This is a genomic window from Deinococcus hopiensis KR-140 (assembly GCF_900176165.1).
Lineage (GTDB): Bacteria > Deinococcota > Deinococci > Deinococcales > Deinococcaceae > Deinococcus > Deinococcus hopiensis.
Genome location: NZ_FWWU01000004.1, coordinates 23,867 through 49,902, shown reverse-complemented (window position 1 = coordinate 49,902; position 26,036 = coordinate 23,867). Strand labels below are relative to the sequence as shown.

The window sequence follows — 26,036 nt, the reverse complement described above, 5'->3', positions numbered from 1 at the left end:
ATGCACCGTAACCTGAGCGCCGCCGCCCTCCTCGCCGCCGCCCTGACCGTCTCCGCCACGACCACCGCGTCTGCGCAGCAACCCAAGTCCGTGTTCACAGTCGTGCGCTCGTCGCAGTGGGGGGCGAACAACCTCAACCCCTTTGCGCCTGGTGACCAGCACCTGCTGCCCACCAACAGCGCCATCTACGAGTCGCTGTTCTACGTCAACAGCCTGAACGGCAAGGTCACCGACGTGCTGGGCACCGACTACGCCTGGAGTAAGGACAACAAGACCCTGACGGTAACCGCCCGCGGCGGCGTGAAGTGGAACGACGGCCAGGCCTTCACGGCGGACGACGTGGCCTTTACCTTCAACTACCTCAAGAAGTACCCGGCGCTGGACACGTCGGGGCTGTGGAAAAACGGCCTGACGGCCGTGAAGGCCGGCGGCAACAAGGTGACGTTTACCTTCAACGCGCCCAACACCCCCATCTTCCAGTACGTTGCGGGCCAGATCATCGTGCCTGAGCACATCTGGAGCAAAATCACGGACCCCGTGACCGAGACGAATACCAAGCCCGTGGGCACCGGCCCCTTCGTGATGGACACCTACAGCCAGCAGGCGCTGCGGGTGCTGAAAAATCCCAATTACTGGATGAAGGGCCAGCCGTACATCGACGCCATCGTGTGGACGGCCACCAACAGCAACGACTCGGCGCTCTTGAAGCTGCTCAAGGGCGAGGCGGATTACGGCTACGTGGGCATCTCGGATCCCAAGGGCCAGTACGCGTCCAAGGGGCCGAGCTACGCCTACTACTGGCCGGTGTCGGGCGACAACTACCTGTACTTCAACACCGCCAAGGCCCCCTTCAGCGATCCCGCTTTCCGCCGCGCCGTCGCGCAGGCGATCAACACTGCAGATGTGGCCCAGAAAGCCTATGCGGGCGCGGCCAAAGCGGCCCACAGCAGCGGCGTGATTCCCGCCCAGCAAAAGCAGTGGCTGCCTTCCAGCGCCAAGAACCTGGAAATCAAGTTCAACCCGGCTGCTGCCGACGCCGCGCTCACAAAGGCGGGTTACAAGAAAAACGCGCAGGGGGTGCGCCTGGGCAAGGACGGCAAACCCCTGCCTACCTTTAAGATCCTGGTGGGCGCGGGCTGGACCGACTTCATCACGATGGCGCAGGTCATGAGCGAGGACCTGAAGAAGGTCGGGGTCAATACCCAGATCGACCAGCAGGCCTGGAGCAGCTACTCGGGCGGCTTCCAGGGCGGCACGTACGACATGGGCATCAGCTGGGGCTGGGGCGGCGGGCCCACGCCGTACTACCTGTTCAACCAGAGCTTCTCGCCTGAATTCAGCGCGCCAGTGGGCAAGACGGCAGCGTCGAACCTCAGCCGCTACACCAACCCCGTCGTGTCCAAGACGCTCGACGCCTTCCGGACCACCAGCGATCCGGCCCAGCAAAAGCGCCTGATGGGGAACGTCATCTCCACGGTGATGCGCGACATGCCCTGGTTCCCGCTGACGGACCGCCTGAATTTCTCGCTGTACAACACCAGCCGCTTTACCGGCTTTCCGACGAACGAGAACCCCTACACGGACGGCTCGGCGGACGACACCCTCGCCGCCCGCCTGATGTACCTCAACGTCAAGCCCAAGTAAGCGGCGGGGGTGGGGGAAGTGGTCCCGCGTTCCGGGTCCCTTCCCCCCCTCTCTTTGGCCCCTTTTCCCCCGGAGCTGCACCCATGCCCTACCTGCTGCGCAAGTTCGGTTTCCTGCTGTTTACCCTGTGGGTCGCCGTAACCCTCAACTTCATCCTGCCGCGCCTGGTGCCCGGCGACCCCATCGGGGCCATGATCGCCAAATACCAGGGCAAGCTCGACCCGGCCGCCGTAGACGCCCTTAAAATCGCGTACGGGCTGAACGACCAGGGCAGCGCCCTGAGCCAGTACTTCTCCTACCTGGGCAAGATCTTGCACGGCGACTTCGGGCGCTCCATTGGGCAGTTTCCGACGCCCGTGCGCGACATCGTGGCGCAGGCCGCGCCGTGGACCATCGGACTCATCGGCGTGTGCACCGTCCTGTCCTTTCTGCTGGGCAGCGCCCTGGGACTGTACAGCGCTTGGCGGCGCGGCAGCCGGGTGGCCGACGCACTGCCGCCCATCGCGCTTTTTCTGAACTCCATGCCGTACTTCTGGTTCGCGCTGCTGCTGCTGTACCTGCTGGCGTTCCGGGCGAGCGTGTTTCCGCTGGGCGGCAACCTCGATCCCTTTCTCACCCCCTTCTCGGGCCAGTGGTGGGCGTCCATGCTGAGGCACGCCGTGCTGCCAGCGGTGACCATCGTGCTTACCGCTGCGGGCGGCTGGCTGATCACCATGCGCAACAACGTGATGGGCGTGATGGGCGAAGACTACATCGCCTTCGCCCGCGCCAAGGGCCTGAGCGAGGGGCGACTGCTCAACCGCTACGTGCTGCGCAACGCGCTGCTGCCCTCCTTCACCGCTTTCGGTATGGCGCTGGGCTTCGTGGTGGGTGGCTCGATCCTGACCGAGCAGGTCTTCTCGTACCCCGGACTGGGATTGCAACTGTTTACCGCCGTGACCAACCTCGATTACCCACTGATGCAGGCCATCTTCCTGTTTATCGCCCTGGCGGTCCTCATCGCCAACTTTCTGGTGGACGCCCTGTACGTCCTGCTCGATCCGCGCGTGCGTGACGGGAAGGCCGGATGAACGGCGTGCTGACCCTGTTGCGGCGCTCGCCGCGCGCCTCGGCGGGCGTGGCCCTGCTGGCGGCCCTGCTGCTGCTGGCCCTGTGCGCCCCGCTGCTGACGCGCTACAGCCCCACGTCCCAGGAATTCGGCACCTGGCTGAAACCCGGCGGCGCGCATCCCCTGGGCACCACGCCCCTGGGCCAGGACATCTGGGCGCAGCTCGTGTACGGCGCGCGCTTGACGCTGCTGATCGGCTTTACTGCCGGCCTGGCCGCCACCGCCATCGCCACAGCCGTGGGCCTGACAGCGGCGTATTTCGGCGGCAAGGTCGACGAGGCGCTGGGCGTGCTGCTCAACGTCTTCCTGGTGCTGCCGGGACTGCCGCTGCTGATTATCGTCAGCGCCTTTCTGCGTGGCGGCGGCGTGTGGTCGATCATCCTGGTGATCTCGCTGACGGGCTGGGCCTGGGGAGCGCGCGTGCTCAGATCGCAGGCGCTGGCGCTGCGCAACCGCGATTTCGTCCACGCCGCCGTCGTCAGCGGTGAGGGCCCGGGCCGCGTGATTTTCGCCGAGATGCTGCCCAATTTGGCGGGCCTGATCGCCGCGAGCTTTTTCGGCACGGCGCTGTACGCGGTCCTCAGTGAGGCGGGCCTGGCCTTTCTGGGCATTGGGGACGTATCGCAGGTCACCTGGGGCACCATGCTGTACTGGGCCGGAGCCAAGGGCGCCCTGCTGCAGGGCGCGTGGTGGTGGGTCGCCGCGCCCGGGCTGTGCATCGCCCTGCTGGGCACCGCCTTCGCCCTGATCAACTTCGGAATCGACGAGGTGATCAACCCCCGCGTGGTCCACGCGACCCGCGCCACCCAGGTGCTGCGGCGCAAGAAGACCTCCAGCGGGCCCGAACGGACCGGCCCCGCGCCCCTGCTGGACATCCGCCACCTCGACGCGGGGTACATCACGCCAAACGGCCAGGTGCGCGCGGTGCGCGACGTGACGCTGAGCGTGGCGCCCGGCGAGTTCCTGGGCCTGGCGGGCGAGTCGGGCTGCGGCAAAAGCACCCTGGCCTTTGCGGCCACCCGGCTGCTGGACGCTCCCGGGGCCGTGTTCGGCGGCGAGGCGCGGCTCGCGGGGCAGGACCTGCTGGCCCTCAGCTCCGAGCAGCTGCGGCGGGTGCGCTGGAAGGACTACAGCCTGGTCTTTCAGGCGAGCATGAACATCCTCAACCCCGTGCTGAAGATCCGCGAGCAGGTCTACGACGCGATGCAGGCCCACGGCGTGCAGGACCGGGCCAGGCTGGAGGCCCGCGCCCGCGAACTGTTCGCGCTCGTTGGCCTGCGCGAGGACTATCTGGGAGCGTATCCGCACCAGCTCTCGGGCGGCATGAAGCAGCGTGTGGTGATCGCCATCGCGCTGGCGCTGGAACCCAAACTCATCGTGATGGACGAGCCGACTACCGCGCTCGACGTGGTGGTGCAGCGTCAGATTCTGCAGGAGGTGGACGCGGTGCGCCGCCGCCTGGGAATCGCCGTGGTGTTTATCACGCACGACCTGTCCCTGCTTGTGGAGATGAGCGACCGCATCGCCATCATGTACGCGGGCGAGGTGGTCGAGGAGGCTCCGGCGCACCACCTCTACGCCCAGCCCAAGCACCCGTATACCCGGCAACTGATGGGGGCCTTTCCCTCGCTGGACGGCCCGCGCGAACGCCGCGAAGGGATTCCGGGACGTCCGCCGCCCTTATCCCAGGACATCGCCTACTGCCCGTTTTTCGAGCGCTGCCCCTCGCGCATGCCCGGCACCTGTGACGTGCTCAAACCCGCCAAGGTGGAAGTCGCACCCGGGCAACACGTGGCCTGCTTCCTGCATTCCCCCGCCGTCAAGGAGTATCCGGATGCCGCCGATTGACCTTTCCGCCGCCGATTCCTTTCTCCCCGCGCTGGAATTGGAGGGCCTGACCAAGGTGTTTTCCGTGGGACGCTCTGGGCGCAGCGTGACGGCCGTGAACGACCTGACGCTGACCCTAAAGCGCGGCGAGGTGCTGGGGCTGGTGGGCGAATCAGGCAGCGGCAAGAGCACCGTGGCCCGCCTGATCGCGCACCTGCACGAGCCGACGCGCGGCGAGATGCGCCTGGGGGGCGAGCTTGTGCCCCGCCCCCTGCGCGGAAAGGCCCTCAAGCGGCTGCGGGGCCGGGTCCAGATGATTTTTCAAGACCCCTTCGCCAGCCTCAACCCGCTGCACACCATCGGCTATATCCTCGCGCGCCCCCTCAAGATTCACGGACACACGGGCGGCGACGTGAACGCGCAGGTCAGCGCCCTGCTCGACCGCGTGGGCCTGTCGCCCGGCGCGAGCTACGCGGCCAAAAAACCCCACGAGCTGTCGGGCGGGCAGCGCCAGCGCGTCGTGATTGCCCGCGCCCTGGCCGCGCAACCCGAGCTGATCCTGGCGGATGAGCCCACCAGCGCGCTCGACGTGTCCATCCGGCTCGATATCATGAACCTGCTGCTCGATCTGCGGGACCGCGAGGGCCTGTCCATGCTGTTCATCACGCATGACCTCGCGGGCGCGCGCTACATGAGTGACCGCGTGGCGGTGATGTACGCCGGGCACCTTGTGGAAATCGGCCCGGCAGACCGGGTGATCGGTGAGCCGCAGATGCCCTACACGCGCCTGCTCAAGAGCGCCGCCCCCAACCCCGACGGCTACTTCGCCCAAGCCGGCATGGAGGTGCGCGGCGAGATCCCGGACCTCCAGAACCTCCCGCCCGGCTGCCCCTTCGAGCCGCGCTGCCCGCACGCCCGCCCGGTGTGCCGCGAGGGGCTGCCCCGCATGTACGACGTGGGCGAGGGCGGTCACCAGGCGCGCTGCATCCTGCACGACCCCGAACTGGCCGCACAGCCGCCCCTGCACCCGGCCACCCTTCCGCTACCGGGCGGGCGGCCCGCCGCGCTCGGCTGAAGGCCGGCCTCCTCTCCGGCCCCTCTCATTCCCCCCGCGTCTACTTCAGACCAGGAACAGGCCCGACGGTCCGGCCGCCCGCGTTCCGCGTCCACCTCTCTCCCATCCTCCCACGCCGCAAGGAGCGCCCCATGTCCCACCCCCTCTCTCCCCTCCCCCTTTCGCCCGAAGGCCAGCAGCTCGTCGACCGGCTGCTCGGTGAAATGACGCTCGACGAGAAGATCGGGCAGATGACCCAGCCCGAGAAAAATAGCGTTCAGCCCGGCGACGTGGCCCGCCTCGCGCTCGGCTCGGTCCTGAGCGGCGGCGGTGGCAACCCAGAGCCCAACACGCCGCAGTCCTGGCGGGACATGGTGACGACCTTCCACGAAGAAGCGCTGACCTCACGCCTCGGCATTCCGCTGATCTACGGTGTAGACGCTGTTCACGGTCACAACAACGTGGTGGGCGCGACCGTCTTTCCGCACAACATCGGCCTGGGCGCCACCCGCAATCCGGAGCTCGTGCGTCAGATCGGCCGCGCCACTGCGCTGGAAATCGCCGCCACGAACGTGCGCTGGACCTTCGCGCCTGCCGTAAGCATTCCGCAGGACGTGCGGTGGGGCCGCAGCTACGAGGGCTACAGCCAGGACACAGAGGTGGTGTCCTCCCTGGCCGCCGCGCTCGTGGAGGGCCTGCGGGGCGAGGCCTGGAATAGCTCCACCTCGGCGCTGCCCTCGGTCAAGCACTTCATCGCTGATGGGGCCACGACCTACGGCACCTCGGAGCGGGTGGACCGCAACGCGCTGGAAGTGGACCGGACCCTCGCCATCGCACAGATGGGCGAGAGCCTGGTGGAACTCGTGGACCAGGGCGCGTGGCAACTCGACCAGGGCGACAGCCTGATTGATGAGGCCACCCTGCGCGAGGTTCACCTGCCCCCCTACAGGGCCGCCATTGAGGCGGGAGCGCTGAACGTGATGGTCTCCTACAGCGCGTGGCAGGGCCACAAGATGCACGGGCACCGCTACCTGGTCACGGACGTGCTCAAGGGGGAGCTGAATTTCGGGGGCTTCGTGGTTTCGGACTGGGCGGGCGTCGACCAGATCCACCCGGACGACTACGACCGCTCGGTGGCCGACAGCATCAATGCGGGTGTGGACATGGTGATGGTGCCCTTCGATGCCGAAAAGTTCATCGCGGCCCTGCGTGGAGCGGTGGAACGCGGCGAGGTCTCAGGCGAACGCATCGACGACGCCGTGCGCCGCATCCTCACCGCCAAGGTGGCCCTGGGCCTCTTCGCGCAGCCCCACACCGATCCTGCCCTGCTGGACGCCGTGGGCTGCGACGAGCACCGCGCCATTGCCCGCCAGGCCGTGCGCGAATCGCTGGTGCTGCTCAAGAACGCGGGCGACGTGTTGCCCCTGGACCCGCAGGCCCCCGCCCTGCTCGTGGTAGGTGAGGCCGCCGACGACGTCGGCGCGCAGTGCGGCGGCTGGACCGTGACGTGGATGGGCGGCCACGGACCCACCACGCCCGGTACCACCGTCCTGGCAGGCCTGCGCGCAGAACTGGGCGAGGACCGGGTGCACTACAGCGCGGACGGGCAGGCGGAGGGCCGCTTTCCCGTGGCCGTGGCCGTGGTGGCGGAAGAGCCCTACGCCGAGGGCATGGGCGACCGCACCGAACTGCGTCTCTCGGCCCGGCAACTCGACCTGCTTGCCCGGGTGCGGCCGCAGTGTGACCGCCTCGTGGTGGTGCTGCTCTCGGGCCGTCCCCTCGTCGTCACCGAGCAACTGGCCGACTGGGACGCTTTCGTCGCCGCGTGGCTGCCCGGCACCGAGGGGCGGGGCGTGGCGGACGTGCTGTGCGGAACGTACCCCTTCACGGGCCGCCTGTCCTTCGACTGGCCGCGCTCGCACACCGACCTGCCGCGCACCGCGAGCAGCGACGCCCTGTGGCGGCTGGGCTACGGCCTGATGGCCCAGGGCGTGCGGGACGCGCTGACAATCTGATACGGACCCCGATTGGACCACTTCGTAAAGCGGTCAATCCGAGCAGCGCGAATGTGATAAGGATTCGGGTGAATGGGTGATTTCATCACCGATTCACCTGAGCGGGCGGGAAAAACGGTGACGCAGAGGCATGGAATGACCGAAGTGGTGCGGAGAGGACGGAACGGAGTGGCCGGAACCCGCATGAGAGAAACGGGTTCCGGCTGAGCGGCTTGAGGCAGAGGGCGTCGGAAAGGGAGGCGCCCTCTGCCCGCCGCACCCAGTCACCCTGTGTTCCGCAGCGCCCTCTCCTTCAAGTGGAGAGGGTCAGAAACGTGAACCCATCCACAGCCAACGGCAAGCGGCGGCCCCCCTCTCCTCCACAGGGTCCGCCGCTCCTGCGTTTTGCCTTTACCCCACTGCCCCCCGCATCAGCAGGAGCAGCAGCGCCGCGCCGCCCAGCATGGTCAGGAGAGCGGGCACGCGGGTCTTGCGCAGGTACAGCAAGATCACCAGACCCGTCAGGGACACCAGGGCCAGGAACACGCCACTGGCGTCGATTACCCAGGCCCAGGCACCGCCTGCGTCGCGGCCCCGGTGCAGGTCGTTCATCACGGCGACGGCACCCTGCGCGTCGATGGTCAGGGTGTACTTGCCGGTGCGGACATCGATAAAGGCGTCGGCCCCGTAACCAGGGGCCTTGAAGCTGAGGCTTGCCTCGTTGCCGTCAAGCCGCGTATCGCCGGCGCGGCCCTTGAGGCCCTGCTGGGCCCGCAGTTCCTCGGCCACCATCAGCCAGTTCACCTGCCCACGCCCGATCCAGCCGGTGGGCAGGGTACCCGTGACCTCCCGCCGCGTCTCGGCATTGCCAAAGGCCCAGTCAGGATGGTTGAGGGTGATGCCGGTCAGCGAGAAGAACAGTACGGTGAGCAGGCTGATCATGCTCGTGTAGGTGTGCAGGGTGCGGGCCCAGGAGTGGGTCCGGGCCTTGAGCGTGCGGGGACGGCGGGCGGGCCGAACCCGCTCCGTGCCTGCCCCCGGGCCGCCCTGCTGAGGCCCAGACCGTTCAGGCCTTGCCGAGCTGGACACGCGCCGCCTCAATGTCGCCGTTCGGGGTCAGGTCCTTCTTGAAGGCGGTGGCCCCCACCGTCACGGCCTCGCGCACCAGGCTGTAGGGGCCGTGCTCGCGTGCGGACTCGATGCAGACGTAATAGGTGCCCTGGCTGCTCAGCGCCCCCGCGTCGGTCTTGCCGTCCCAGGCCACCGCGTAGGAGCCGGGGTTGCGGGTGGCGCTGCTCACGGTATCAAGCAGCGCGCTGCTCTGGCGGTACCAGCGCCGCAGGTCCGGAATCCAGCGGGGACCACGACCGGTGGTCTGCGCCCAGACGGTCAGGGTACGCACGGGCTTGCCCTGCTCGTCCTCGATCCAGACGGCGACGTAGGGCCGCTTGACCCGGCCGCCCGCCTGGGTGGCGACGGTAAAGGCGATGTCGAGGCCCATGCCCGTGGCCCACTTTTTGGGGGCAGAGGCGGCCCCGGCGGGCAGGAAGCGCGAGAGGGTCAGCGCTCCCGTGGCGAGGGCGAGTTTGTTCAGAAAGCTGCGGCGGGTTTCAGACATGGGGATCGACTCCAGGAGGGGAAAGATCAGGATGGGGGGAGGAAGCGGGCCAGCGGGCGCTCGTGTGCCGCGCACCGTCCCGGGTCACGAGGAGGGCGGCGGCGTCCGGTACCCCGTCCACCAGGAGCAGCCCCTCGGTGAGGGACAGCACGCTGAGGGCCGTCGCAAGTGCGTCCGCAGTGCAGCAGTCGGGCGCGAGGACGGTCACGCCGGGCACGCCCGTCACAGGGCGCCCAGTGCGGGGATCGAGCAGGTGCGAGTGCCAGGCCGCCCCCACTTGATATCCCCGGTGCGCGCCCCCGCTCGTGGCGAGGGCCGCATTTCGGACCGGTACGTGGGCGACGGGCGGCGTGTCGTCCCGGGGGGTGAAGGGATCGGCCACGGCGACGACGACGCCCGCCTCACCCCGCGCGTGCAGGTCCCCACCTGCGTTGACGAGGACCGAACGCACGCCGGGACAGTTCAGCGCCGCTTCCAGGGCCCGGTCCACCACGTGGCCCTTCGCCAGAGCATTCAGCCCCAGCGGATAGGCAGCGTGCAGCGTGGCGGTGCCGCCGGGATGCAGGACCCAGGGCGCGGCCTGGAGTTCCCCGGTCAGGCGCTCCAGTTCTGCTGCGTCCGGTTCCTTCCCCAGGGCCGCGGCTTCGCGCCACAAAACACCAAGGGCGTCGGCCCCCGGATGCCACGCCCCACGCGTCCGCTCACGCCACGTGTCCGCGTGCTGCAACACAGCGCGCAGGTCCGGACTGAGGAGAACCGGTGCCCCACGCGTCTGCAGCCAGCGCGAAAATTCACTTTCCGGATCAAAGCGGTTGAGGACCGTCGTCAGCCGCTCGATCTCGCACAGCGCGGCGTCCTCAGCGGCCTCGGCCTGGACCTGGGTGCCCGCCACCACCTGCACCTCGACTTCGGTGCCCAGCAGGCGCTCATACACGCTTCGCAGGTGATGGGGCGGGCGCAAGCGCTCACCCAGGCGGGAGAGGAGGCGGGGAGACACAGGCGCAGTCTGGCGCAGGTGGGTGAAGATTTGGCGAAGAGGTCTCCACTCCCCACCCACCCGGCCTGGCTCATTCCTCGTGGTCCTCGCTGACCCACAGGGCGAGGGTGGGCGCGTCGAACTCGTCGGTGCTGGCAGCGAAGGTCAGGGTCTGCGGGCCTTCGTCCGTCACCTCCACAGTGGTGCTGAGCAGGTCACCCTGGCCGGGGGCAAGGTAAAAGGGCGTCACGGTGATCTGGTGCGCGCCCGCCGTCAGTTCGCGGGGAAACAGCATGTCCGAGTCGGCGAACACGTCGTTAAACGCGAGCCGGCCGTCCACATACACGTCCACGACGCCGCTCGCGCCCGCGTCGTTCTCGAAGTAGACGGGGGCAGCGAAGGCGCGGGCGCCGAGGGTGGTGGCGAAGAGGGCAGCGGTCAGCAGGGTCTTGATGTTGCGCACGGTGGGTATCCTTTCGTGGCGCGCATGGAGCGCCGGGTGGGGGGGGAACAGAAGGCCTGAAAACCTCGTCTGAGAGAGCGGAAACCTTGCTGTTTCCGTTCATGGCGCAAGTATGGGCGGCGTGTTTTCAGGTTCCGTGCAGGAGATGTTCAGAAGCTGTGTAGGGCCCGCGCGAGGTGATGGAAGCGCTCCCGCAAAAAGGGGTACACTTCCAGGCACACATGAAAAGAATCGCGACGTTGCTGACGTTCGCGCTGGCCGCTGCCGCCGCCGCGCAATCTGCCCTGCCCGCCAACACGGCCCGCGTCCACTACCAACGCCCCGACGGCGCGTATACCGGCTGGGGCCTGCACGTGTGGGAAGACACCACGGCGACGGTGGACTGGGCCAAGCCCCTCGTCCAGAGCGGTAAGGACGACTTCGGCGCGTATTTCGATATTCCCCTCAAGCCCAATGCCCAGCAACTCGGGTTGATCGTCCACAAGGGCGACACGAAGGATGTGGACGCGGACCTGTGGTTCGATCTGTCCAGGGGGCGGGAAGTGTTCCTGAAGTCGGGGAGCAAGCAGGTGGCTTACGCAAAGGGCGCAGCGGCGAACGTGGACGCGACGAAACAGCCCGTGGCGCAGGCGCCGGCTCCCACCACAGCTCCGGCGGCAACGCCCACCGCCAACACTGCCCCTCCCATTGCGGAAAATGTCTTGCGCGTGCGCTACGTCCGCCCAGATGGCAAGTACGACGGCTGGGGCCTGCACGCCTGGGAAGACACCACCGCCGCCGTGGAGTGGAGCAAGCCGCTGCCCCCCACCGGCAAGGATGCGGGCGGCGTGTACTGGGACGTGCCGCTCAAGGCGGGCGCGCAGAAAGTCGGCTTCCTCGTCCACAAGGGCGACGACAAGGACCCAGGGGCGGACATGTTCGCGGACCTGAGCAAGGGCCGGGAAGTCACGGTCACGAGCGGGAAGGCCGAGTTCGCCTACGGTACCCCCGCCGCCCTGGGTGACCCGCCCGTGCCCACCGGAGTCGCCCGCATCAACTACTTCCGCCCGGACGGCAAGTACGGGGACTGGGGCCTGCACGTCTGGGAGGACACCACCGCGCAGGTGGAATGGACCAAGCCCTTGCCGCAGACCGGCAAGAACGCCTTCGGCGTGTACTGGGACGTGCCCCTGAAGACCGGCTGGAAGAAGCTGAACTTCATCGTTCACAAGGGCGACGAGAAAGACCCGGGGCCGGACATGACCCTGACGCAGGAAGCGGGCAATCAGGCGTGGGTTGTCAGCGGCAATCAGAACGTGTTCACCACCCGTCCGGACACCACGGTGAAGGTGGTGGGCAATATCAGGGAGCAGGCCGCCATCATGTTGGGCCGCGACCTCGTGGCCGTGAAACAGGACCTCGTGCAGCCCGGCGCGTTCCTGACACTCCACGCCTCGCCCGACGCCTCGCTCAAACTCACCCCGGCGGGGGTGGAGGGTGGCACGGCCCTGGCGCTCAACGAGGTGGAAGGCGGCCTGACCCCAGCGCTGAAGGCCAAGGTTCCCTACCTCGCCGACTACGCCCTGCTGCGGGTGTTCGAGGGGGACCGCGCGAAGGTGGAGGGTGCCCTGCGTGGGCAGCTTGCCGTGAGCAGCGTGATGCCGGACGGCACCTTGCTGGGAGCGACGGGCGTGCAAACGGCGTGGGCCCTTGATGACCTCTACACCTACGGTGGTCCCCTCGGCGTGACCTGGCAGGGGGGCCGCCCCACCCTGCGCCTGTGGGCCCCCACCGCCCAGGATGTCAAGCTGCGGCTGAGCGACGCCAAGGGCAGCAACGAGCGCACCGCCGCCCTGACCCGTGATGCCAAGGGCGTGTGGAGCGTGCAGGGCGACGCGAACTGGAAGGGGATGGGCTACCGCTACGAGGTCAAGGTCTTTGCGCCGAGTACGGGCAAGATCGAGACGAACGTGGTGACGGACCCCTACGCCGTCGCGCTGACCCTGAACAGCGCGCGCGGTATTCTCGCAGACCTCAGTGACGCGGCCCAGAAGCCTACCGGCTGGGACAGCCTGAAAAAGCCGGAATTGCGCTCGGTCAGCGACCTCTCCTTCTACGAACTGCACTTGCGCGACTTCAGCGTACTGGACGCGACCGTGCCTGCCGCCGAGCGCGGCACCTACCTCGCCTTTACGCGGAGCGGCAGCACGGGCATGAAGCACCTGAAAGCCCTGGCCGACGCGGGCCTCAAGGCTGTTCACCTGCTGCCTACCTTCGACATCGCCTCCATCAACGAGGACAAGGGCCAGTGGAAGACGCTGGGGGACCTCTCCAAATTCAGCTCCAGCAGCGAGGAGCAGCAAAAGGCCGTGACCGCTGTCAAGGACGCCGACGCCTACAACTGGGGCTACGATCCCTACCACTACATGGTGCCCGAAGGCAGCTACGCGGTGAACCCGGACGCCCGGACGAAGGAATACCGCTCCATGGTGATGGCCCTGAACGGGGCCGGGCTGCGCGTGGTGCAGGACGTGGTGTTCAACCACACGGCGGCGAGCGGGGAAGCGCAGACCTCGGTGCTGGACAAGATCGTGCCCGGCTACTACCACCGCCTGAACGCCACGGGTGCCGTGGAAAATTCCACCTGCTGCTCAAATACGGCCACCGAGCACAACATGATGCGCAAGCTGATGGTGGACACGCTGGTACTGATGGCCAAGGCGTACAGGGTGGACGGCTTCCGCTTCGACCTGATGGGACACCACATGGTGGCCGACATCCAGGCCGCCCGGCAGGCGCTGAACGCCCTTACCCTGGAACGGGACGGCGTGGACGGCAAGAAGATCTACCTCTACGGCGAGGGCTGGGACTTCGGGGAGGTGCAGGGCGGCAAGCGCGGGCCGAACGCCACGCAAGTAGGCCTCTTCGGTCAGGGCACCGGCACCTTCAATGACCGCCTGCGCGATGCGGTACGTGGCGGCAACCCCTTCGGCGGCCTGCAGGAGCAGGGCTTTGCGACGGGCCTGTCCGTGCTGCCCAATGGACAGCCGGGGAACGCCGACGTGGCAAAGGCCCTGAAACTCGCCGATCAGGTGCGCGTGGGCCTGACGGGCAACCTGCGTGATTACACGTTCACGAACGCGCAGGGCCAGAAGGTCAAGGGCGGCGCAGTGGACTACAACGGCGCGCCCACCGGTTACGCGGCCAGTCCCCGCGAGAGCATCAACTACGTCTCCGCGCACGACAACCAGACCCTGTACGACGCCGTTCTGCTCAAGGCCCCCCTCACCGCCACGCCCGCGCAGCGGACCCGGATGCAAAACCTCGCCAACAGCGTGGTCCTGCTGGGCGAAGCCCTTCCCTTCAGCCAGGCGGGCGACGAGTTCCTGCGCTCCAAGAGCTTCGACACCGACTCGTACAACAGCGGCGACTGGTTCAACGCGCTCGACTTCAGCCTGCGGGACAACGGCTTTGGCCGGGGTCTTCCCCCTGCCGAGAAGAACGGGGGCAACTGGGCGCTCTACCGCACGCTGCTGGGCAACGCGGCGTTGAAACCAGGCACGGCGGAGATGGCGCGGGCCTTCGACCACTACCGCGAGATGCTGCGGGTCCGCTACTCCTCGTCCCTCTTCCGGTTGGAGACGGCCCAGCAGGTGGAGCAGGCCCTCACCTTCCTGAACACGGGGCCCAAGCAAGTGCCCGGCGTCATCGCCATGAAGCTCAGCGGCCCCGTCAGCCCGACGAACCCCTACCGCAATGTGGTGGTGATCTTCAACGGCAGCGGGGGAACAGCCGACCTCAGTGACCCGTCACTCGCAGGCCTGAACCTCACCCTCCACCCCGCCCTGCAAGCGGGCTCGGACGCAGTGGTGAAGGCCAGCAAGGCGAGCGGCAACGCGGTGAGCGTGCCTGGCCTGACGACGGCGGTGTTTGTCGGGAAGTAAGCCTTAAGGCATTTGTCCGAATGGAGCCGTGAGCGAAAGGGCAGCCCTCACGGCTTCATTCTCCCAATACACATTCAAGTTCGCTCGCGCCGATCGGTCAAAAAGAAGCCTTCACCTTGACAAATGCTCTGCGCCATTGGCCTTGAGGCCGGTGCCTCCTGCCATTTGTTCCAAACCGCCGCTTTCCCCCGTTGGAGGGCGGCCTTTGCCATTCCGCGCCCCGCTGCTCGTCACGTGACGAGCAAGCCCGCTTTGCCCTACACTCGGGCCACACCTCATTCATTCCCGGCGGCCGCGCGTGCGGCCAGGACTTCCTTTCCATCTTCCCTTCCGAGGTTTGCCATGACGCACGATCCCTTTGCTGAACCCCCCCGCCCCGTTGCGCCCGCCACGCCCACGGTGGGACGTTACTGGCCCGAGCACAAGCCCAGGCAGCTCACGCTGCCGCAGACCGGCCTGATGCACAACCTGCGCGTGTCCGCTGAGCGCTACCCCGACAAGGTGGCGCTGTGGTTTTACGGGCGTGAGCTCACCTACCGCGAACTCCGGCAGGCGGCGGAGCACCTTGCCGGACACCTCGCCAAGCAGGGCGTGGGCAAGGGAGACCGGGTGGCCGTGTGGCTGCAAAATAGCCCCGCCTGGGTGATCGCCGCCCACGCCGCCTGGCACCTCGGGGCGGTGGTGGTGCCGCTCGCGCCCATGCTCCAGGCACGTGAATTCGCCTATTTTCTGGGCGACGCGGGCATTCGGGTGGGCGTGGTGGGCGCAGAACTGTATGGGCGGGCGAAGGAAGCGGGCCTGTCCCACGCCATCGTCGCCAACGTGATGGAGGGCACGGATGCGGGCCGGGCCGGGGTGCCCCTTCCCGACGGCCTGGACCTGAACCCCGAGCTGCAGGAAGGTGACGTGACGCTGGAGGCCGCCCTCGAAACCGGCCCTGCCCCCGCTGCCGAAGTCGGCCCCGATGACCTCTGCGTGCTGCCCTACACCAGCGGCACCACCGGCATGCCCAAGGGCTGTATGCACACGCACAGCACCGTACAGGCCAATGTCTTCGGCGCAGGCGTGTGGGTAAACGGCAACGTGGAAGACGTGTTTTTAGCGACGCTGCCCTTCTTCCACGTCACCGGCTTTGTCAACAGCCTGCTCTCGCCCATCAATGGCGGGGGCAAAATCGTCATTCTGGCCCGCTGGGACCGTGACGCCGCCCGGACCCTGATCCGCGAGCACAGGGTGAAGCTCTGGACGAACACCGCCACCATGGTCATCGACATGATGGCCTCGCCAAACTTCAACCCGGCAGACCTGCAAAGCCTGCGCAACGTGACGGGCGGCGGCGCGAGCCTTCCCGCGGCCATCGGTCAGCGGCTGCTGGACCTCACCGGCATCACCTTCATGGAGGGCTACGGCCTCACCGAGACCATGGCGCAGTCGCACTCCAACCCGCCGGGCCGCCAGAAGCTTCAATGCCTCGGCGTGCCGCTGTTCGGGGTGGACGCCCGGGTGGTGGACCTCGACAGCGGCGCGGAACTGCCTCCCGGCGGTGTTGGCGAAATCGTCATTCAAGGGCCGCAGGTGATGAAGGGCTACTGGAACCGGTCCGACGCCACCGCCGAAGCCTTCATGGATCTGGGCGGCAAGCAGTTCTTCCGCTCGGGGGACCTCGGCTACATGGACGAGGAAGGTTACTTCTTCTTCACCGACCGCCTCAAGCGCATGGTGAACGTCTCGGGCATGAAGGTCTGGCCGGCCGAGGTGGAAAACACCCTGCATGGGCACCCGGCGGTGCAGGAAGCCTGCGTGATCGCCGTCCCTGACGAGCGCACCGGCGAGCGTGCCCGCGCATTGATCGTGTTGAAGCCCGGCCAGAGCGCCACTGGGGAGGAGATCGGGTCCTGGGCCCGGACCCAGATGGCGACGTACAAGGTGCCCCGCGACTACCAGTTCGTGGACAGCCTCCCACGCGGCGCGACGGGCAAGGTGGCGTGGCGGCCCCTGCAGGAGCAGGCGCGGGCGGCCATGCGCGGGGGGTAGTCAACAAAAAACGGGGAGGCGGGGCCGACCCACCCGGCCCCGCCTCCCTTCCCTCTGCCCCGCGTCCTTAGGCTGTCCCCTCGTTGATCACCACCGGCTTGACCTGCCCATCAGGTACGAACAGCCAGCGGCGGCCCAGCAGCGACAGCCCGAAGGCGGCGGCAAAGGTCAGCGCCAGCCGCGCGAGTTCGGGTCCGAACGTACCGTTGTACGAGCCGAAAATGGTGGCCCGCAGCCCCCTCACCGTGTCCGCGATGGGCACGACGCGGTTCAGCGCCTGAAAGAACGGCCCGGAGAGTTCCACCGGGTACGTACCGCCGCTGGCCGCCAGTTGCAAGATCAGCAAGATCAGCGCCACCAGCCGCCCCGCGCTGCCCAGCAGGGTGAGCAGGGCCAGCACCACGGCCAGAAAGGTCAGGCTGCTGGACACGGCGGTGAGCAGCACGCCGCCCACGTTGCTGTACTCCACACCCAGAAGGTGAACGCCCAGCACCACAATCAGCGCCTGCGCCGTCACGATCACCGCAGGCACGGCCGCCTTCCGCAGGACGCGCGCGAGGCGAAGGGTGCCCCGGCTGCTTTCTGCGAGCGTGTTGTACGGAAAGAGAAAGGTGGTCAGCGTAACGCCCACCCACAGCGACAGCGCCATGAAGTAGGGGGCCAGCGCCGTACCGTTGTTGGGTACCGCCGCAGTCTTGGTCTCCTGCAGCTGCACGCTCTGGGCCAGTCCCCCTGGGTCGCCGCCCAGTTCGGCAGAGGAGGAGGGAACCTTGCCGTAAAGGGTGTTCAAACCGTCCCGAAGCTGGCCTGCGCCGTTCTTGAGCTCCGCCGCGCCACCCGATAACTTTTGCGCTCCGCCCTGCACTTTTACCGCACCCTCTGCCAGATCGCCGCTGCGGGCCGCAAGGGTGTTCGCGCCGCTGCTCAGCGCGTCCAGGTCCTTCTGGGTGGGAAGCTGAGAGGTGATCTGGCGCAGCGCGCCCTTGATCTTGACGTTGCCGTCCGTCAGACGGTCCATCCCAGCCCGAAGTTGCCCAGCGCCCGACTGGAGCTGGCGTGCCCCCTGCGCCGCCTCAGCTGTACGGGCCGCGAGGGTGGCCGCTCCAGCCTGGAGCTTCCCCGCACCTTGCTGAAGCTGGGCAGTGCCGCTCGCCAGTTGTCCGGCACCAGCGGCCAACTGCTGCGCGCCCGCCGCCGCTTCCCGCGTTCGGACAGCGAGGGTGGCCGCGCCCACCTGCAGGTCCTGCGCCCCAATCTGAAGCTGGGCCGTCCCCGAGGCGAGTTGCTGGCTTCCGGCCACCAACTTCCCGGCCCCCTGCGCCGCCTTTCCCAGGCCCGTGTTCAGCGTCTCAGCCCCAGCCTGAAGGTCCTGCGCACCGGACTGGAGTTGTGCGGCTCCATCGGCCAGGGGCTTCGTGCCCGCGGTCAGCTTGCCCGCGCCCTCGGCGGCCTGCTGGGTCCCCGTGACAAGCTTCGTCGCCCCAGCCTGAAGCTGACCTGCACCCTGTGCCAGCGGCGTGCCGGGGGCCGCTTTCTGCGCCCCGGCCGAGAGCTGGGCCGCACGGTCCGCCAGCCCCTGCGCTCCGTCCGCCAGCTGCCCCAGGCTGGCCGCGAGTTGTGGAACCTGGGCAGCCAGTTGAGAAGTGCCCGCCTTGAGCTTCTCGGCTCCAGTGGTGAGCTGGCCTGTCCCCGCCGCGAGCCCAGCGCTGCCCCCCCGAAGTTGCGTCAGGCCCGAGGCGAGGTCTGGCGTTCTGGCCGCCAGTTCCGCCGAGCCCGCCTTGACCTTGCCTGCCCCTTCGGCCAGCTTCCCGGCCCCGGCCGAGAGGCGCTCGCCCCCCGCCTGAAGCTGCCCCAGCCCTTCCGCCAGCTTGGGAGCCTGCACGGCGAGCCGCCCCGTTCCGGCATTGACCTTTGCCGCCCCCGCCGCGAGTTGCCCGGCCCCGCTCCCGAGCTTCTGCGCCCCGGCCGACAGCTGGTCGAGTCCTCCGGCCAGTTTGCCCGCACCCTGCGCGAGTTGCGCCGTCCCCTTACGCAGCGGGGCCAGTTGCGTCTCGCCGGGAGCGGCGGCTTCCAGCCGCCGCAATGCATCCGACAACTTGACCGTGCCCACGGCCGACCTGTTCACGCCGCTCGCGAGCTTGTCGGCTCCGCCTGAGAGGGCCCGCGCTCCCCGCGCCACCTCCGCTGTGCCGTCCGTCAGGCTGGCGGCCCCCGAGGCGAGGCGTCCGGCCCCGTCACTCAGGTTAACGGCCCCGTCACGCAGCTGGCCGACGGCCTTTTTCATATCGCGAAAGCCTTGCTGCACCTCGCCGAGGCGCGTCTGCACCACTTCCCAGCGGTTGGTGCCGAGCGAGGCGTTGATGTTGACCGTGATGGTTTTCGCCACGCTCTGCCCCACTCGGCTCGCGAAAAAGGAGGTGCCCTCGGCGGTGTACAGGTGCAGTAAGCCGTGCTCGCTGCTCGCGCCATTCACGGCCCGGCGACTGAAATCGGCGGGAAAGGTGAGGGCGAAATACACCTGGCCCGCGCGCACCGCCGCTTGGGCCCCGGCCTCGCTGCGGTAGTCCACGAGGCGCACAGGGGGATCCTCGCGCAGATGCTTGAGCGCTTCGCCGCCCACGTTGTAGGTTTTGCCGTCACGGACAGTGCCCCGGTCGAGGTTGACCACCGCCACCGGAAGCCGCTTCAAGTCGCCGTAGGGATCCCAGGCGCTGCTGAGGTACACGGTGGCGTACAGCACGGGCACCGCTGTAATCGCCACCGCACTCGCCCACATCAGGGGGTGACGCCACAGGCCACGCTCGGCAGGGGCGAGCGTTCGTAGATCGGTCCACAGGTTCCTCCCGTTGGAGGCCGGACCGGACCGGGAAGCGTCGGGGGAGGGAACAGACATGGAAACAGTCTGCACCCACTACTGACAAAGTGTCAAGTGACAAAAAGTCATTGAGAGAATAGACTGAGGACATGACCTCCGCGTCCGAAGCTTCGAGCCGCAAGCGCCTGACCTCACCGGACCGCCGGGCCCAGATTCTGACGGCCGCCGAGTCGCTTTTTACCGAGCGCGGCTTTGAGGGTGTGGGCATGTCCGACATCGCTACGCATCTCGGCACTTCGCGGCCCACGGTCTACAGCTATTTCACGTCCACGGGCGAGATGCTCGCAGCGCTGCTGGAAGGGCGGCTCTCGGCACTGTGGGACCGGATCGCACCCCTCCTGCCGGACCTGGCGTGCGGCGAGGAACCGGACTTTGCGCGCTTGACCGGAGAACTGCTGCACGAGCGCGAGCTGCTGCTGCTGCTGCACAGCGGAGGCGGGCCAGTCTTCCGGGAACACCGCCGGGCCTTTCTGCACGGTCTGGAAGCTCGGCTGGCCGAGAGCCGTCCCGGTGGCCTGCAACGGTCTCCCGAGGTGCTGCGCCTGGTGATCCTGACTCTGGAAGCGGTGGCGTTGGCCGCCCTGCACGGAGACTTGCCCGCCGAGCACCTGCCGGAAACGCTGGGGGCCTTTGTTCGGGGCGGCCTGGAGGAAATCCAGCGCTAGGAGCGCCCGACGCAAAAAACCCGCCCCGGGCCGACAGGTCCTTTTTCTCAGCAGGACTACTTGCTGGGCGCCGGGACAGGCGACTGAACCGGTTGCGCGGTAGAGGGGACATCCTCCAGCAGCAAGGAGCGGTCGAGGTCCTGCACAAACCAGTACGCGCCTCCGATGACGGCGGCCGCGTACACGCCCAGGACCGGTGCCCAGACACGCGTTGGCAGGGACTTGGATTTGGGCTTGGGCTTAACCTGGGGGACCGATTCGACCATTTCACTCCACTGTGGCGGCTTCGCCGTAACAACAACCTTACCCATGGGCTTCACCCACTGGGGGGGAGGGGGGTAGAGCGCTGGCCCCGGTTCCTGCCCGGCGTGCCTGGCAATCTGGCCTGCGGTCCGCGCGTTGCGCTAAAAGCAGGGGGTGGATACACTGCCCCGTCCCTCCGGCCAGCCCTACGCGGGCCACCTGCCGCGCTGGGCGGGAGAGCCCCTCGCCCTGCTGGAAGAGGGGGCGGCGCTCGGCTCCCTGTTCGCGCTGTCGCTCGGCGTGCCCGCCGTGGTGGGCTTCTCGCCGGAGTGGAACCGGCAGTTGCTGGGCGATCTGGACACCTTTCGCAGCGGCGGCAGCTTTAGCCGCCTGGTGCCGCACCTGGCGGGCGGCGTGATCTTGCTCGACGCGCCGGGCCACCGCTCCCGGCGGGCGCACCTGAACGTCCCCTTCTCCGCAGCCTCGCTCGCCTCGCTGCGGGAGCGCCTGCGCGTTCTGCTGCACCACCTGCGGCCCGAGGGGGAATTTGACGCCCTGCGCTGGGCGGACGACACCACGCTTCACCTGCTCAACGCCGCGTATTTCTCAGGCGAGTTTCCCGTGCCCCTGTTGCGGGCCTTTCTCGCTCCGCTGCGCCGCCCCTTTCCCGCGCCGATGCTGCCCCGCCCAGCGCTGTTTGCGCGGGCAAGTGCGGAAATCACGCGCTTGGCTTGCAGGCGGAGGGCGGAAGGTGGAACCGATCTGCTCGCCCACCTCGCGCGGCTGGAAGGCCACGTGGAAGAAACGCGCGTCACGCTGGCCGCGGCGCACGACACCACCACCCATACCCTCGCGTGGGCGGTGTGGCACCTGGCCCATCATCCGGAATGGCGGACGCGGGAAGGGCTGCGGCCCGTGGTGCGCGAAACGCTGCGCCTGACGCCGCCAGGCTTTATCGGCAGCCGCCGCCTCGGGCGTGAGGTGGAGTTCGGCGGTCACCGTCTGACCCGGGGTACGCTCGCCCTGTACAGCCCGTACCTCACGCACCGGGACCCGGATCTGTGGGCACGGCCCCTGGCCTTTGACCCAGCGCGGTTTGGGCGCCCGCCCGCCGCGTGGTCTTACCTGCCTTTCGGTGGAGGCGAGCGCACCTGCCTGGGGATGCACCTCGCCCACCTGCTGCTGGATGAAAGCCTCTCGGCGCTGCTGGGCGGTGAGTTAAAACCTGTTCGGGGAAACGCGACGCTCCGGCCCGGTGTGACCTTGGGTCCCACGGGTCCGCTGGTGGTGGCGTACCGGGGACGGTAGGAATGAAGGTTATCTAGAGCATTTGTCAAAAAGAAGTTCCCTTTTGGGCCGGGCCCAGCAGGCGAACTTCAATGCGCATTGGGGAGAGTGGGGAGCCGTGAGGGGCGCCCTTCCGCCGACGGCGTCATTTGGACGAACGCTCTAAAAGTTTTGCTCGCTGCGTGGCCACCCCACCCCTCTGCTTCTCAGCGCCCCTTTCCCCCGGGGAAGAGGGGCGCGTCCTTTCCTACGCCAGCTCCCGTCCCAGCCACTCTGCCGCCCGGTCCACCAGAGCCGCCGCAGCGGGTGAAAGGGCCGTCATATTGGCGAAGCCGTGGATCATGCCGGGGCCAGGGAGGTGTTCGGTGCGGACGCCCGCCGCCGTCAAGGCCCCGGCATAAGCGGCCCCCTCGTCGCGCAGGGGATCGAATTCGGCAGTCAGGATCAGGGCGGGCGGCAGGTCATGGAGCGCGGCGGCGGTGAGGGGCGAGACGTGGGGATGGGCAGCGTGCCCCGGGTCCCCGAGGTACATCGCCCCGAAGAAGCGCATCTGTTCCTCGGTCAGAAAGTAGCCCTCGCCGTTCTCGCGGCGGCTGGGATGCCGCTCGCCCGCGCCGAAGTCGGTGGGCGGATAGATCAGCAACTGCGCGCGCAGGCGCGGGCCGCCCTCGTCGCGGGCGCGCAGGGTGCAGGCGATAGACAGGCTGGCCCCTGCGCTGTCGCCCGCCACGGCGAGCCGCTCTGGGTCTGCGCCGAGTTCTGCCGCGTGGGCGGCCGCCCAGAGGAGCGCGGCATAGGCGTCGTCCACCGGAGCGGGAAATCTATGCTCGGGCGCGAGGCGGTAATCCACGCTCAGTACCGCTGTCCGCGCCGCAGCGCACAGCTCACGGCACAGCCCGTCGTGCGTTTCAAGCGAGTAGGCGACGAAGCCGCCCCCGTGGAAAAAGACGGTCAGCGGGAACGGACCTGTCCCCTCGGGCAGATACAGTCGGGCTGGCAGGTCCGAGGCGGGGCCGGGGACGGTCAGGTCCCGGGTGGAGGCGACGGGGACGGAGCGCCGGGGCGCACGGGCCGAGTTGGCCAGGGCCGCCGCGCGCAGTTCTTCCAGGTTGCCTGGCCTGGGCGCGGCGGCGAACTGGAGCAGGACTTCCTTGAGGAGGGGATCGAGGGGCATCGGGGTTTCCTTTCAACGCCAGGAGGTGAGTTCGGGGGTGAGGTGCGCCGTTTCGTTAAAGCTGTCGAGGCTGGCCCGCCCGCTGCCGTAGGTCAGGCGTGTGAGGCTGCCGTTCTTGACGCGCCAGTTCAGCGCGAGGGCCGATTCGTCCGGGGCCCGCAAAACGGCGGCGACCGCAACGCCAATGACGCCGCCGGAGGTGAACGCGAGGACCGTTCGCCCGGAAGGCCCGGCGAGGAGTTCACGCAAAAAGGCCTGGACACGGGCACGAAAGGCTGCCCAGGACTCGACTTCCGCGTGCGCCACCTCGCCCCGCAGGTACGCGGCCACCAGCGGCTCGAGCATCCGCTGAAGGTGGCGGTTGCGCTCGGGACCGTGGCGCCCGCATTCCCAGGCGCACAGGAGGGCATCAAAGGCCGGGGCGCGGGCGGCCAGCAGCGGCGCGAGGGTGCGGATCAGGCCGTCGCCGTCATACTCGGCCAGGCGCGCGTCGGGAAGAGGCTCGGGCCAGCTGCCCTCCGCCGCGGCCAGCCGGGCACTCTCGCGCTGCCGGACCAAGGTGCCGCAGAAGACGTCCGTCGGCTCCAGCCCCTCCTCCGCCAGCGCCTCCCCCACACGGCGGGCCTGGTCTTCTCCCAAACGGGAGAGACGGTCCGTATCCGCCTCAAAGGGCGTGGCCTGTCCGTGCCGCACGAGGATGAGGGTACTCACTCGCCCACATCCCGAATCCGCCGCCACGCCTCGCCAATCAGCCACGCGGCCTGCTCGCCCAGGGGCGCGAAGCGGGGGTCTTTCGTCTGCCCAGCGCGGTAGCGGGCGTAGATCTGGATAACGATCACTGCCAGCTTGAAGTGCCCCAGCACCTCGTACCAGGCCACGCCCGACACGTCCTGTCCGCGGCGCGCGGCGTACCGGGACAGGAAGTCCTCGCGGGACAGAAAGCCCGGTGCGTTCGCCCCCACACGGTTTGGTGCGCCGCCCGGCTGCTCGGGCATGGTCCAGTACGTGAGCGTCAGGCCCAGGTCCACCAGCGGGTCACCGACGGTGGTCATCTCCCAGTCGAGCAGGGCCACCACCCGGGAAGGGTCTGCCGGGTCCAGCATCAGGTTATCGAGCTTGAAGTCGTTGTGGACGAGCGCGTGGGCAGTTTCCGGAGGAACGTTCGCGGTCAGCCAGGCGATTACGTCCTCATCGTGCAGCTCGGTGGGCGGGGGCAGATCGTCCGTCCTGGCCCGCCGCCAGCGCCCCGCCCAGCCTTGCACCTGTCGCCCGTTGAAGCCCTCCGGCTTGCCCAGGTCCCGCAACCCCGCTGCGTCAATGTCCACCGCATGCAGGTCTGCCAGCGTATCGGCCAGCGCCTCCGAGAGTTGACGGGGTGCGCCGGGCAGATCCGCGTACTCGGGTGGCAGCTTCGTCCGCACGATGGTGCCGCGCCGCCGCTCCATCAGGTAGAAGGGCGCGCCCAGCACCTCCGTGTCCTCCACGAGCAGCACGGGCCGGGGAGCCACGGGCAGGACCGGATGAACGCGCTCGAGCAGGCGGTACTCGCGCGGCATGTCGTGGGCCTTTGCCGCCACTGGCCCGAGGGGGGCGCGGCGCAGCACATACTCCCGCTCACCCAGCCGCACGAGGTACGTCAGGTTGGAAAATCCACCTGGAAACTGCTCGACGGTCAGGGCGTCGGCGTGACCCTCCACGCGGCCCCGCAAGGCTTCCCGGAGCCTGTCCAGCGGCAATTCCTCACCGGGACGAACGGGGGCGGTGTCGGGCCTGGTCATTCATGACCTCCGGTGCGGGGAGCCTCCCCTGCCGAAAAGGCGGCCTCGTGTTCTCCCAGCAGCGCCATCGCTTTACCGCGCAGCCGGGTCATCTTGCCCAGCCACTTGCCGTAATCCTGTCCCTTGAGCTGAAACCCCGCCAGGGTGGTGTCGTGCGTGGTAATCAGGAAGCGTTCTTCCCGCAGGGCCCCCAGCGTGACCTCCACGAGTTCTTCGGTGCTGATGGCCCTCTGCTGGAGGAGGGGCGCGTTCTGGATCATCGGCGTCCAGACGCCCTCGGGGCAGAGGGCCGACACCTTGATGCCCCGGTCCGCATAGGTGATCGCCAACCACTCGGCAAAGGCGAGCGCCGCGTGTTTGGTGACGGCGTAGGGTGCGGAGTGCAACTCGGTGAGGAGACCTGCCGCCGACGCCGTGTTCAGGAAGTAGCCTGCGCCACGTTCCAGAAAGTGCGGGAGCAGGTGGCGGGCGGCCCAGACGTGGCTCATCACGTTGATGCGGTGAATGCGGTCCCAGATGCGGTCCGGCGTTTCCGGTCCCTCGCCCACGGCGATTCCGGCATTCGAGCAGAAGAGGTCAATCTGCCCTTCCCGTTCCAACACGTCTGCGATCAGCCCCGACACGCCTTCCTCCTGCCCAATGTCGGCAGCGACGAAGCGCGCGCCGATCTCGGTAGCCTTTTGTCCGCCCACCTCGGCGTTCCGGTCCGAGGCGATCACGGTGGCGCCCTCCCGTACAAAGCGGGTGGCGAGGGCAAGGCCGATGCCGGAAGCGGCTCCAGTGACGACGATGGTTTTGTTCAGGAATTCCATTGAGGGTTCTCCTTGTTGGGTCTACAGCCTGACCCGCGGCCCCAGCGCCATGGCCCGGGGGTCTGCCCAGTGGCCCTGGGGCGGACCCAGCACGCGGTCAAAGGCGGCGTCGTCCGGTGCGCCCAGTTCCGCGCCGTTCAGCAGGAACACATACGGCGCGGCGGCGGTCCGCTTGTTCCCGTCCGTAGGGGCGTGTTCGCGCGCCAGAAAAAGGAGGCGGGCGGCAGGCGGGGCCAGCGACGAGGCGGAGCCGGCGGCGTCCGGGACCCCCGGCAGACCACCGAAGGCCTCCGGCGCCTCGCCGTGAAGCTCCGTGATCGGCTTGGGGATCAGGCAAACGGTCACGCGCGGCTCGGGCGCTCCAGCAGCCCGCGCTTCTCAGCAAAAAGTTTCGCGTTGGCCGCTGCAAAGTCCATCTGTGGAACAACGGCCCGGAGGAGCAGTCCACCCTCCGTTGCCTCAATCTCCACCTCACTCCCGAAGCGGTACAACTCCAGCAGTTCCCCGGGCAGGATCAGGACCCCGCCTTCTCGCACTGAAATCAGACGCTTTCGCACCACT

Annotated in this window: 21 protein-coding genes; 9 read left to right on the top strand and 12 right to left on the bottom strand. The window is 68.2% G+C overall.

Annotation, left to right across the window (positions count from 1 at the left end; translation table 11 throughout):
* The 5 genes from B9A95_RS03515 (at position 1) to B9A95_RS03495 (ending at position 7,648) form a co-directional block, all read left to right on the top strand.
* Positions 1–1,644: an ABC transporter substrate-binding protein gene (locus B9A95_RS03515; protein WP_084045568.1), complete on the top strand. Its 1,644-nt coding sequence runs from the start codon at positions 1–3 to the stop codon at positions 1,642–1,644.
* Positions 1,645–1,727: 83 nt separating this feature from the next.
* The gene (locus tag B9A95_RS03510; protein ID WP_084045567.1) at positions 1,728–2,714 is read left to right on the top strand and encodes an ABC transporter permease; all 987 of its coding nucleotides are present in this window, start codon (positions 1,728–1,730) and stop codon (positions 2,712–2,714) included.
* Complete coding sequence (locus tag B9A95_RS03505) at positions 2,711–4,600, top strand: dipeptide/oligopeptide/nickel ABC transporter permease/ATP-binding protein (RefSeq protein WP_084045566.1); 1,890 nt, start codon at positions 2,711–2,713, stop codon at positions 4,598–4,600. The genes B9A95_RS03510 and B9A95_RS03505 overlap by 4 nt, the downstream gene beginning before the upstream one ends.
* On the top strand, positions 4,587–5,654 hold the full coding sequence (locus B9A95_RS03500; protein WP_084045565.1) for an ABC transporter ATP-binding protein: 1,068 nt from the start codon (positions 4,587–4,589) through the stop codon (positions 5,652–5,654). The genes B9A95_RS03505 and B9A95_RS03500 overlap by 14 nt, the downstream gene beginning before the upstream one ends.
* A gap of 131 nt (positions 5,655–5,785) precedes the next feature.
* Positions 5,786–7,648, top strand: coding sequence for a glycoside hydrolase family 3 protein (locus B9A95_RS03495; RefSeq protein WP_084045564.1), 1,863 nt, complete (start codon positions 5,786–5,788; stop codon positions 7,646–7,648).
* Positions 7,649–8,038: 390 nt separating this feature from the next.
* On the opposite strand, the gene B9A95_RS03490 is transcribed toward B9A95_RS03495, so the two are convergent.
* From B9A95_RS03490 to B9A95_RS03475, 4 genes are all read right to left on the bottom strand, one after another.
* Positions 8,039–8,716 carry a PepSY-associated TM helix domain-containing protein gene (locus tag B9A95_RS03490; RefSeq protein WP_084045563.1) on the bottom strand — a complete coding sequence of 226 codons (678 nt, stop codon included), beginning with the start codon at positions 8,714–8,716 and terminating at the stop codon, positions 8,039–8,041.
* On the bottom strand, positions 8,694–9,245 hold the full coding sequence (locus B9A95_RS03485) for a DUF2271 domain-containing protein (protein ID WP_084045562.1): 552 nt from the start codon (positions 9,243–9,245) through the stop codon (positions 8,694–8,696). Before B9A95_RS03485 ends, B9A95_RS03490 begins: the two co-directional genes overlap by 23 nt.
* Positions 9,238–10,242, bottom strand: coding sequence for an FAD:protein FMN transferase (locus B9A95_RS03480; RefSeq protein WP_084045801.1), 1,005 nt, complete (start codon positions 10,240–10,242; stop codon positions 9,238–9,240). The genes B9A95_RS03485 and B9A95_RS03480 overlap by 8 nt, the downstream gene beginning before the upstream one ends.
* A gap of 70 nt (positions 10,243–10,312) precedes the next feature.
* Positions 10,313–10,684, bottom strand: a complete 372-nt coding sequence (locus tag B9A95_RS03475) for a hypothetical protein (protein WP_139806436.1) — start codon at positions 10,682–10,684, stop codon at positions 10,313–10,315.
* A 221-nt stretch (positions 10,685–10,905) separates the two neighbouring features.
* Between B9A95_RS03475 and pulA the strand changes: the two genes are divergently transcribed.
* Both pulA and B9A95_RS03465 read left to right on the top strand, forming a co-directional pair.
* Positions 10,906–14,607 (top strand): pullulanase-type alpha-1,6-glucosidase, encoded by a 3,702-nt coding sequence (pulA, locus tag B9A95_RS03470; RefSeq protein WP_084045800.1) that lies wholly within the window; start codon positions 10,906–10,908, stop codon positions 14,605–14,607.
* A gap of 342 nt (positions 14,608–14,949) precedes the next feature.
* Positions 14,950–16,641, top strand: a complete 1,692-nt coding sequence (locus B9A95_RS03465) for a long-chain-fatty-acid--CoA ligase (RefSeq protein ID WP_084045560.1) — start codon at positions 14,950–14,952, stop codon at positions 16,639–16,641.
* Between the two features lie 67 nt (positions 16,642–16,708).
* Here B9A95_RS03465 and B9A95_RS03460 read toward each other — a convergent pair whose 3' ends face one another.
* On the bottom strand, positions 16,709–19,534 hold the full coding sequence (locus tag B9A95_RS03460; RefSeq protein ID WP_084045559.1) for a YhgE/Pip domain-containing protein: 2,826 nt from the start codon (positions 19,532–19,534) through the stop codon (positions 16,709–16,711).
* Between the two features lie 71 nt (positions 19,535–19,605).
* On the opposite strand from B9A95_RS03460, the gene B9A95_RS03455 reads away from it, so the two are divergent.
* Entirely contained in the window at positions 19,606–20,181 is a 576-nt protein-coding gene (locus B9A95_RS03455) for a TetR/AcrR family transcriptional regulator (RefSeq protein WP_084045558.1), read from the top strand.
* 56 nt (positions 20,182–20,237) lie between these two features.
* On the opposite strand, the gene B9A95_RS03450 is transcribed toward B9A95_RS03455, so the two are convergent.
* Entirely contained in the window at positions 20,238–20,447 is a 210-nt protein-coding gene (locus B9A95_RS03450; RefSeq protein ID WP_084045557.1) for a hypothetical protein, read from the bottom strand.
* Between the two features lie 151 nt (positions 20,448–20,598).
* Between B9A95_RS03450 and B9A95_RS03445 the strand changes: the two genes are divergently transcribed.
* On the top strand, positions 20,599–21,732 hold the full coding sequence (locus B9A95_RS03445; protein ID WP_084045556.1) for a cytochrome P450: 1,134 nt from the start codon (positions 20,599–20,601) through the stop codon (positions 21,730–21,732).
* A gap of 226 nt (positions 21,733–21,958) precedes the next feature.
* On the opposite strand, the gene B9A95_RS03440 is transcribed toward B9A95_RS03445, so the two are convergent.
* From B9A95_RS03440 to B9A95_RS03415, 6 genes are read right to left on the bottom strand one after another with little or no spacing between them, the layout of a single operon-like run.
* The gene (locus tag B9A95_RS03440; RefSeq protein ID WP_084045555.1) at positions 21,959–22,885 is read right to left on the bottom strand and encodes an alpha/beta hydrolase; all 927 of its coding nucleotides are present in this window, start codon (positions 22,883–22,885) and stop codon (positions 21,959–21,961) included.
* Positions 22,886–22,897: 12 nt separating this feature from the next.
* Complete coding sequence (locus tag B9A95_RS03435) at positions 22,898–23,596, bottom strand: histidine phosphatase family protein (protein ID WP_084045554.1); 699 nt, start codon at positions 23,594–23,596, stop codon at positions 22,898–22,900.
* Positions 23,593–24,663 (bottom strand): phosphotransferase family protein, encoded by a 1,071-nt coding sequence (locus B9A95_RS03430; RefSeq protein WP_084045553.1) that lies wholly within the window; start codon positions 24,661–24,663, stop codon positions 23,593–23,595. The genes B9A95_RS03435 and B9A95_RS03430 overlap by 4 nt, the downstream gene beginning before the upstream one ends.
* Positions 24,660–25,475 carry an SDR family NAD(P)-dependent oxidoreductase gene (locus B9A95_RS03425; protein ID WP_084045552.1) on the bottom strand — a complete coding sequence of 272 codons (816 nt, stop codon included), beginning with the start codon at positions 25,473–25,475 and terminating at the stop codon, positions 24,660–24,662. Before B9A95_RS03425 ends, B9A95_RS03430 begins: the two co-directional genes overlap by 4 nt.
* Positions 25,476–25,496: 21 nt before the next feature.
* Positions 25,497–25,820, bottom strand: a complete 324-nt coding sequence (locus B9A95_RS03420) for a hypothetical protein (protein WP_084045551.1) — start codon at positions 25,818–25,820, stop codon at positions 25,497–25,499.
* The gene (locus B9A95_RS03415; protein WP_139806435.1) at positions 25,817–26,032 is read right to left on the bottom strand and encodes a hypothetical protein; all 216 of its coding nucleotides are present in this window, start codon (positions 26,030–26,032) and stop codon (positions 25,817–25,819) included. Before B9A95_RS03415 ends, B9A95_RS03420 begins: the two co-directional genes overlap by 4 nt.
* Positions 26,033–26,036: the final 4 nt, after the last annotated feature.

What these genes read in the sequence shown, in the direction of transcription:
- B9A95_RS03450 (WP_084045557.1), bottom strand. Translation starts at nt 20,447, where the DNA reads ATGGTCGAATCGGTCCCCCAGGTTAAGCCCAAGCCCAAATCCAAGTCC.
- B9A95_RS03425 (WP_084045552.1), bottom strand. Translation starts at nt 25,475, where the DNA reads ATGGAATTCCTGAACAAAACCATCGTCGTCACTGGAGCCGCTTCCGGC.
- B9A95_RS03455 (WP_084045558.1), top strand. Translation starts at nt 19,606, where the DNA reads ATGACCTCCGCGTCCGAAGCTTCGAGCCGCAAGCGCCTGACCTCACCG.
- B9A95_RS03485 (WP_084045562.1), bottom strand. Translation starts at nt 9,245, where the DNA reads ATGTCTGAAACCCGCCGCAGCTTTCTGAACAAACTCGCCCTCGCCACG.
- B9A95_RS03515 (WP_084045568.1), top strand. Translation starts at nt 1, where the DNA reads ATGCACCGTAACCTGAGCGCCGCCGCCCTCCTCGCCGCCGCCCTGACC.
- pulA (WP_084045800.1), top strand. Translation starts at nt 10,906, where the DNA reads ATGAAAAGAATCGCGACGTTGCTGACGTTCGCGCTGGCCGCTGCCGCC.
- B9A95_RS03460 (WP_084045559.1), bottom strand. Translation starts at nt 19,534, where the DNA reads ATGTCTGTTCCCTCCCCCGACGCTTCCCGGTCCGGTCCGGCCTCCAAC.
- B9A95_RS03430 (WP_084045553.1), bottom strand. Translation starts at nt 24,663, where the DNA reads ATGACCAGGCCCGACACCGCCCCCGTTCGTCCCGGTGAGGAATTGCCG.
- B9A95_RS03505 (WP_084045566.1), top strand. Translation starts at nt 2,711, where the DNA reads ATGAACGGCGTGCTGACCCTGTTGCGGCGCTCGCCGCGCGCCTCGGCG.
- B9A95_RS03440 (WP_084045555.1), bottom strand. Translation starts at nt 22,885, where the DNA reads ATGCCCCTCGATCCCCTCCTCAAGGAAGTCCTGCTCCAGTTCGCCGCC.
- B9A95_RS03510 (WP_084045567.1), top strand. Translation starts at nt 1,728, where the DNA reads ATGCCCTACCTGCTGCGCAAGTTCGGTTTCCTGCTGTTTACCCTGTGG.
- B9A95_RS03495 (WP_084045564.1), top strand. Translation starts at nt 5,786, where the DNA reads ATGTCCCACCCCCTCTCTCCCCTCCCCCTTTCGCCCGAAGGCCAGCAG.
- B9A95_RS03465 (WP_084045560.1), top strand. Translation starts at nt 14,950, where the DNA reads ATGACGCACGATCCCTTTGCTGAACCCCCCCGCCCCGTTGCGCCCGCC.
- B9A95_RS03500 (WP_084045565.1), top strand. Translation starts at nt 4,587, where the DNA reads ATGCCGCCGATTGACCTTTCCGCCGCCGATTCCTTTCTCCCCGCGCTG.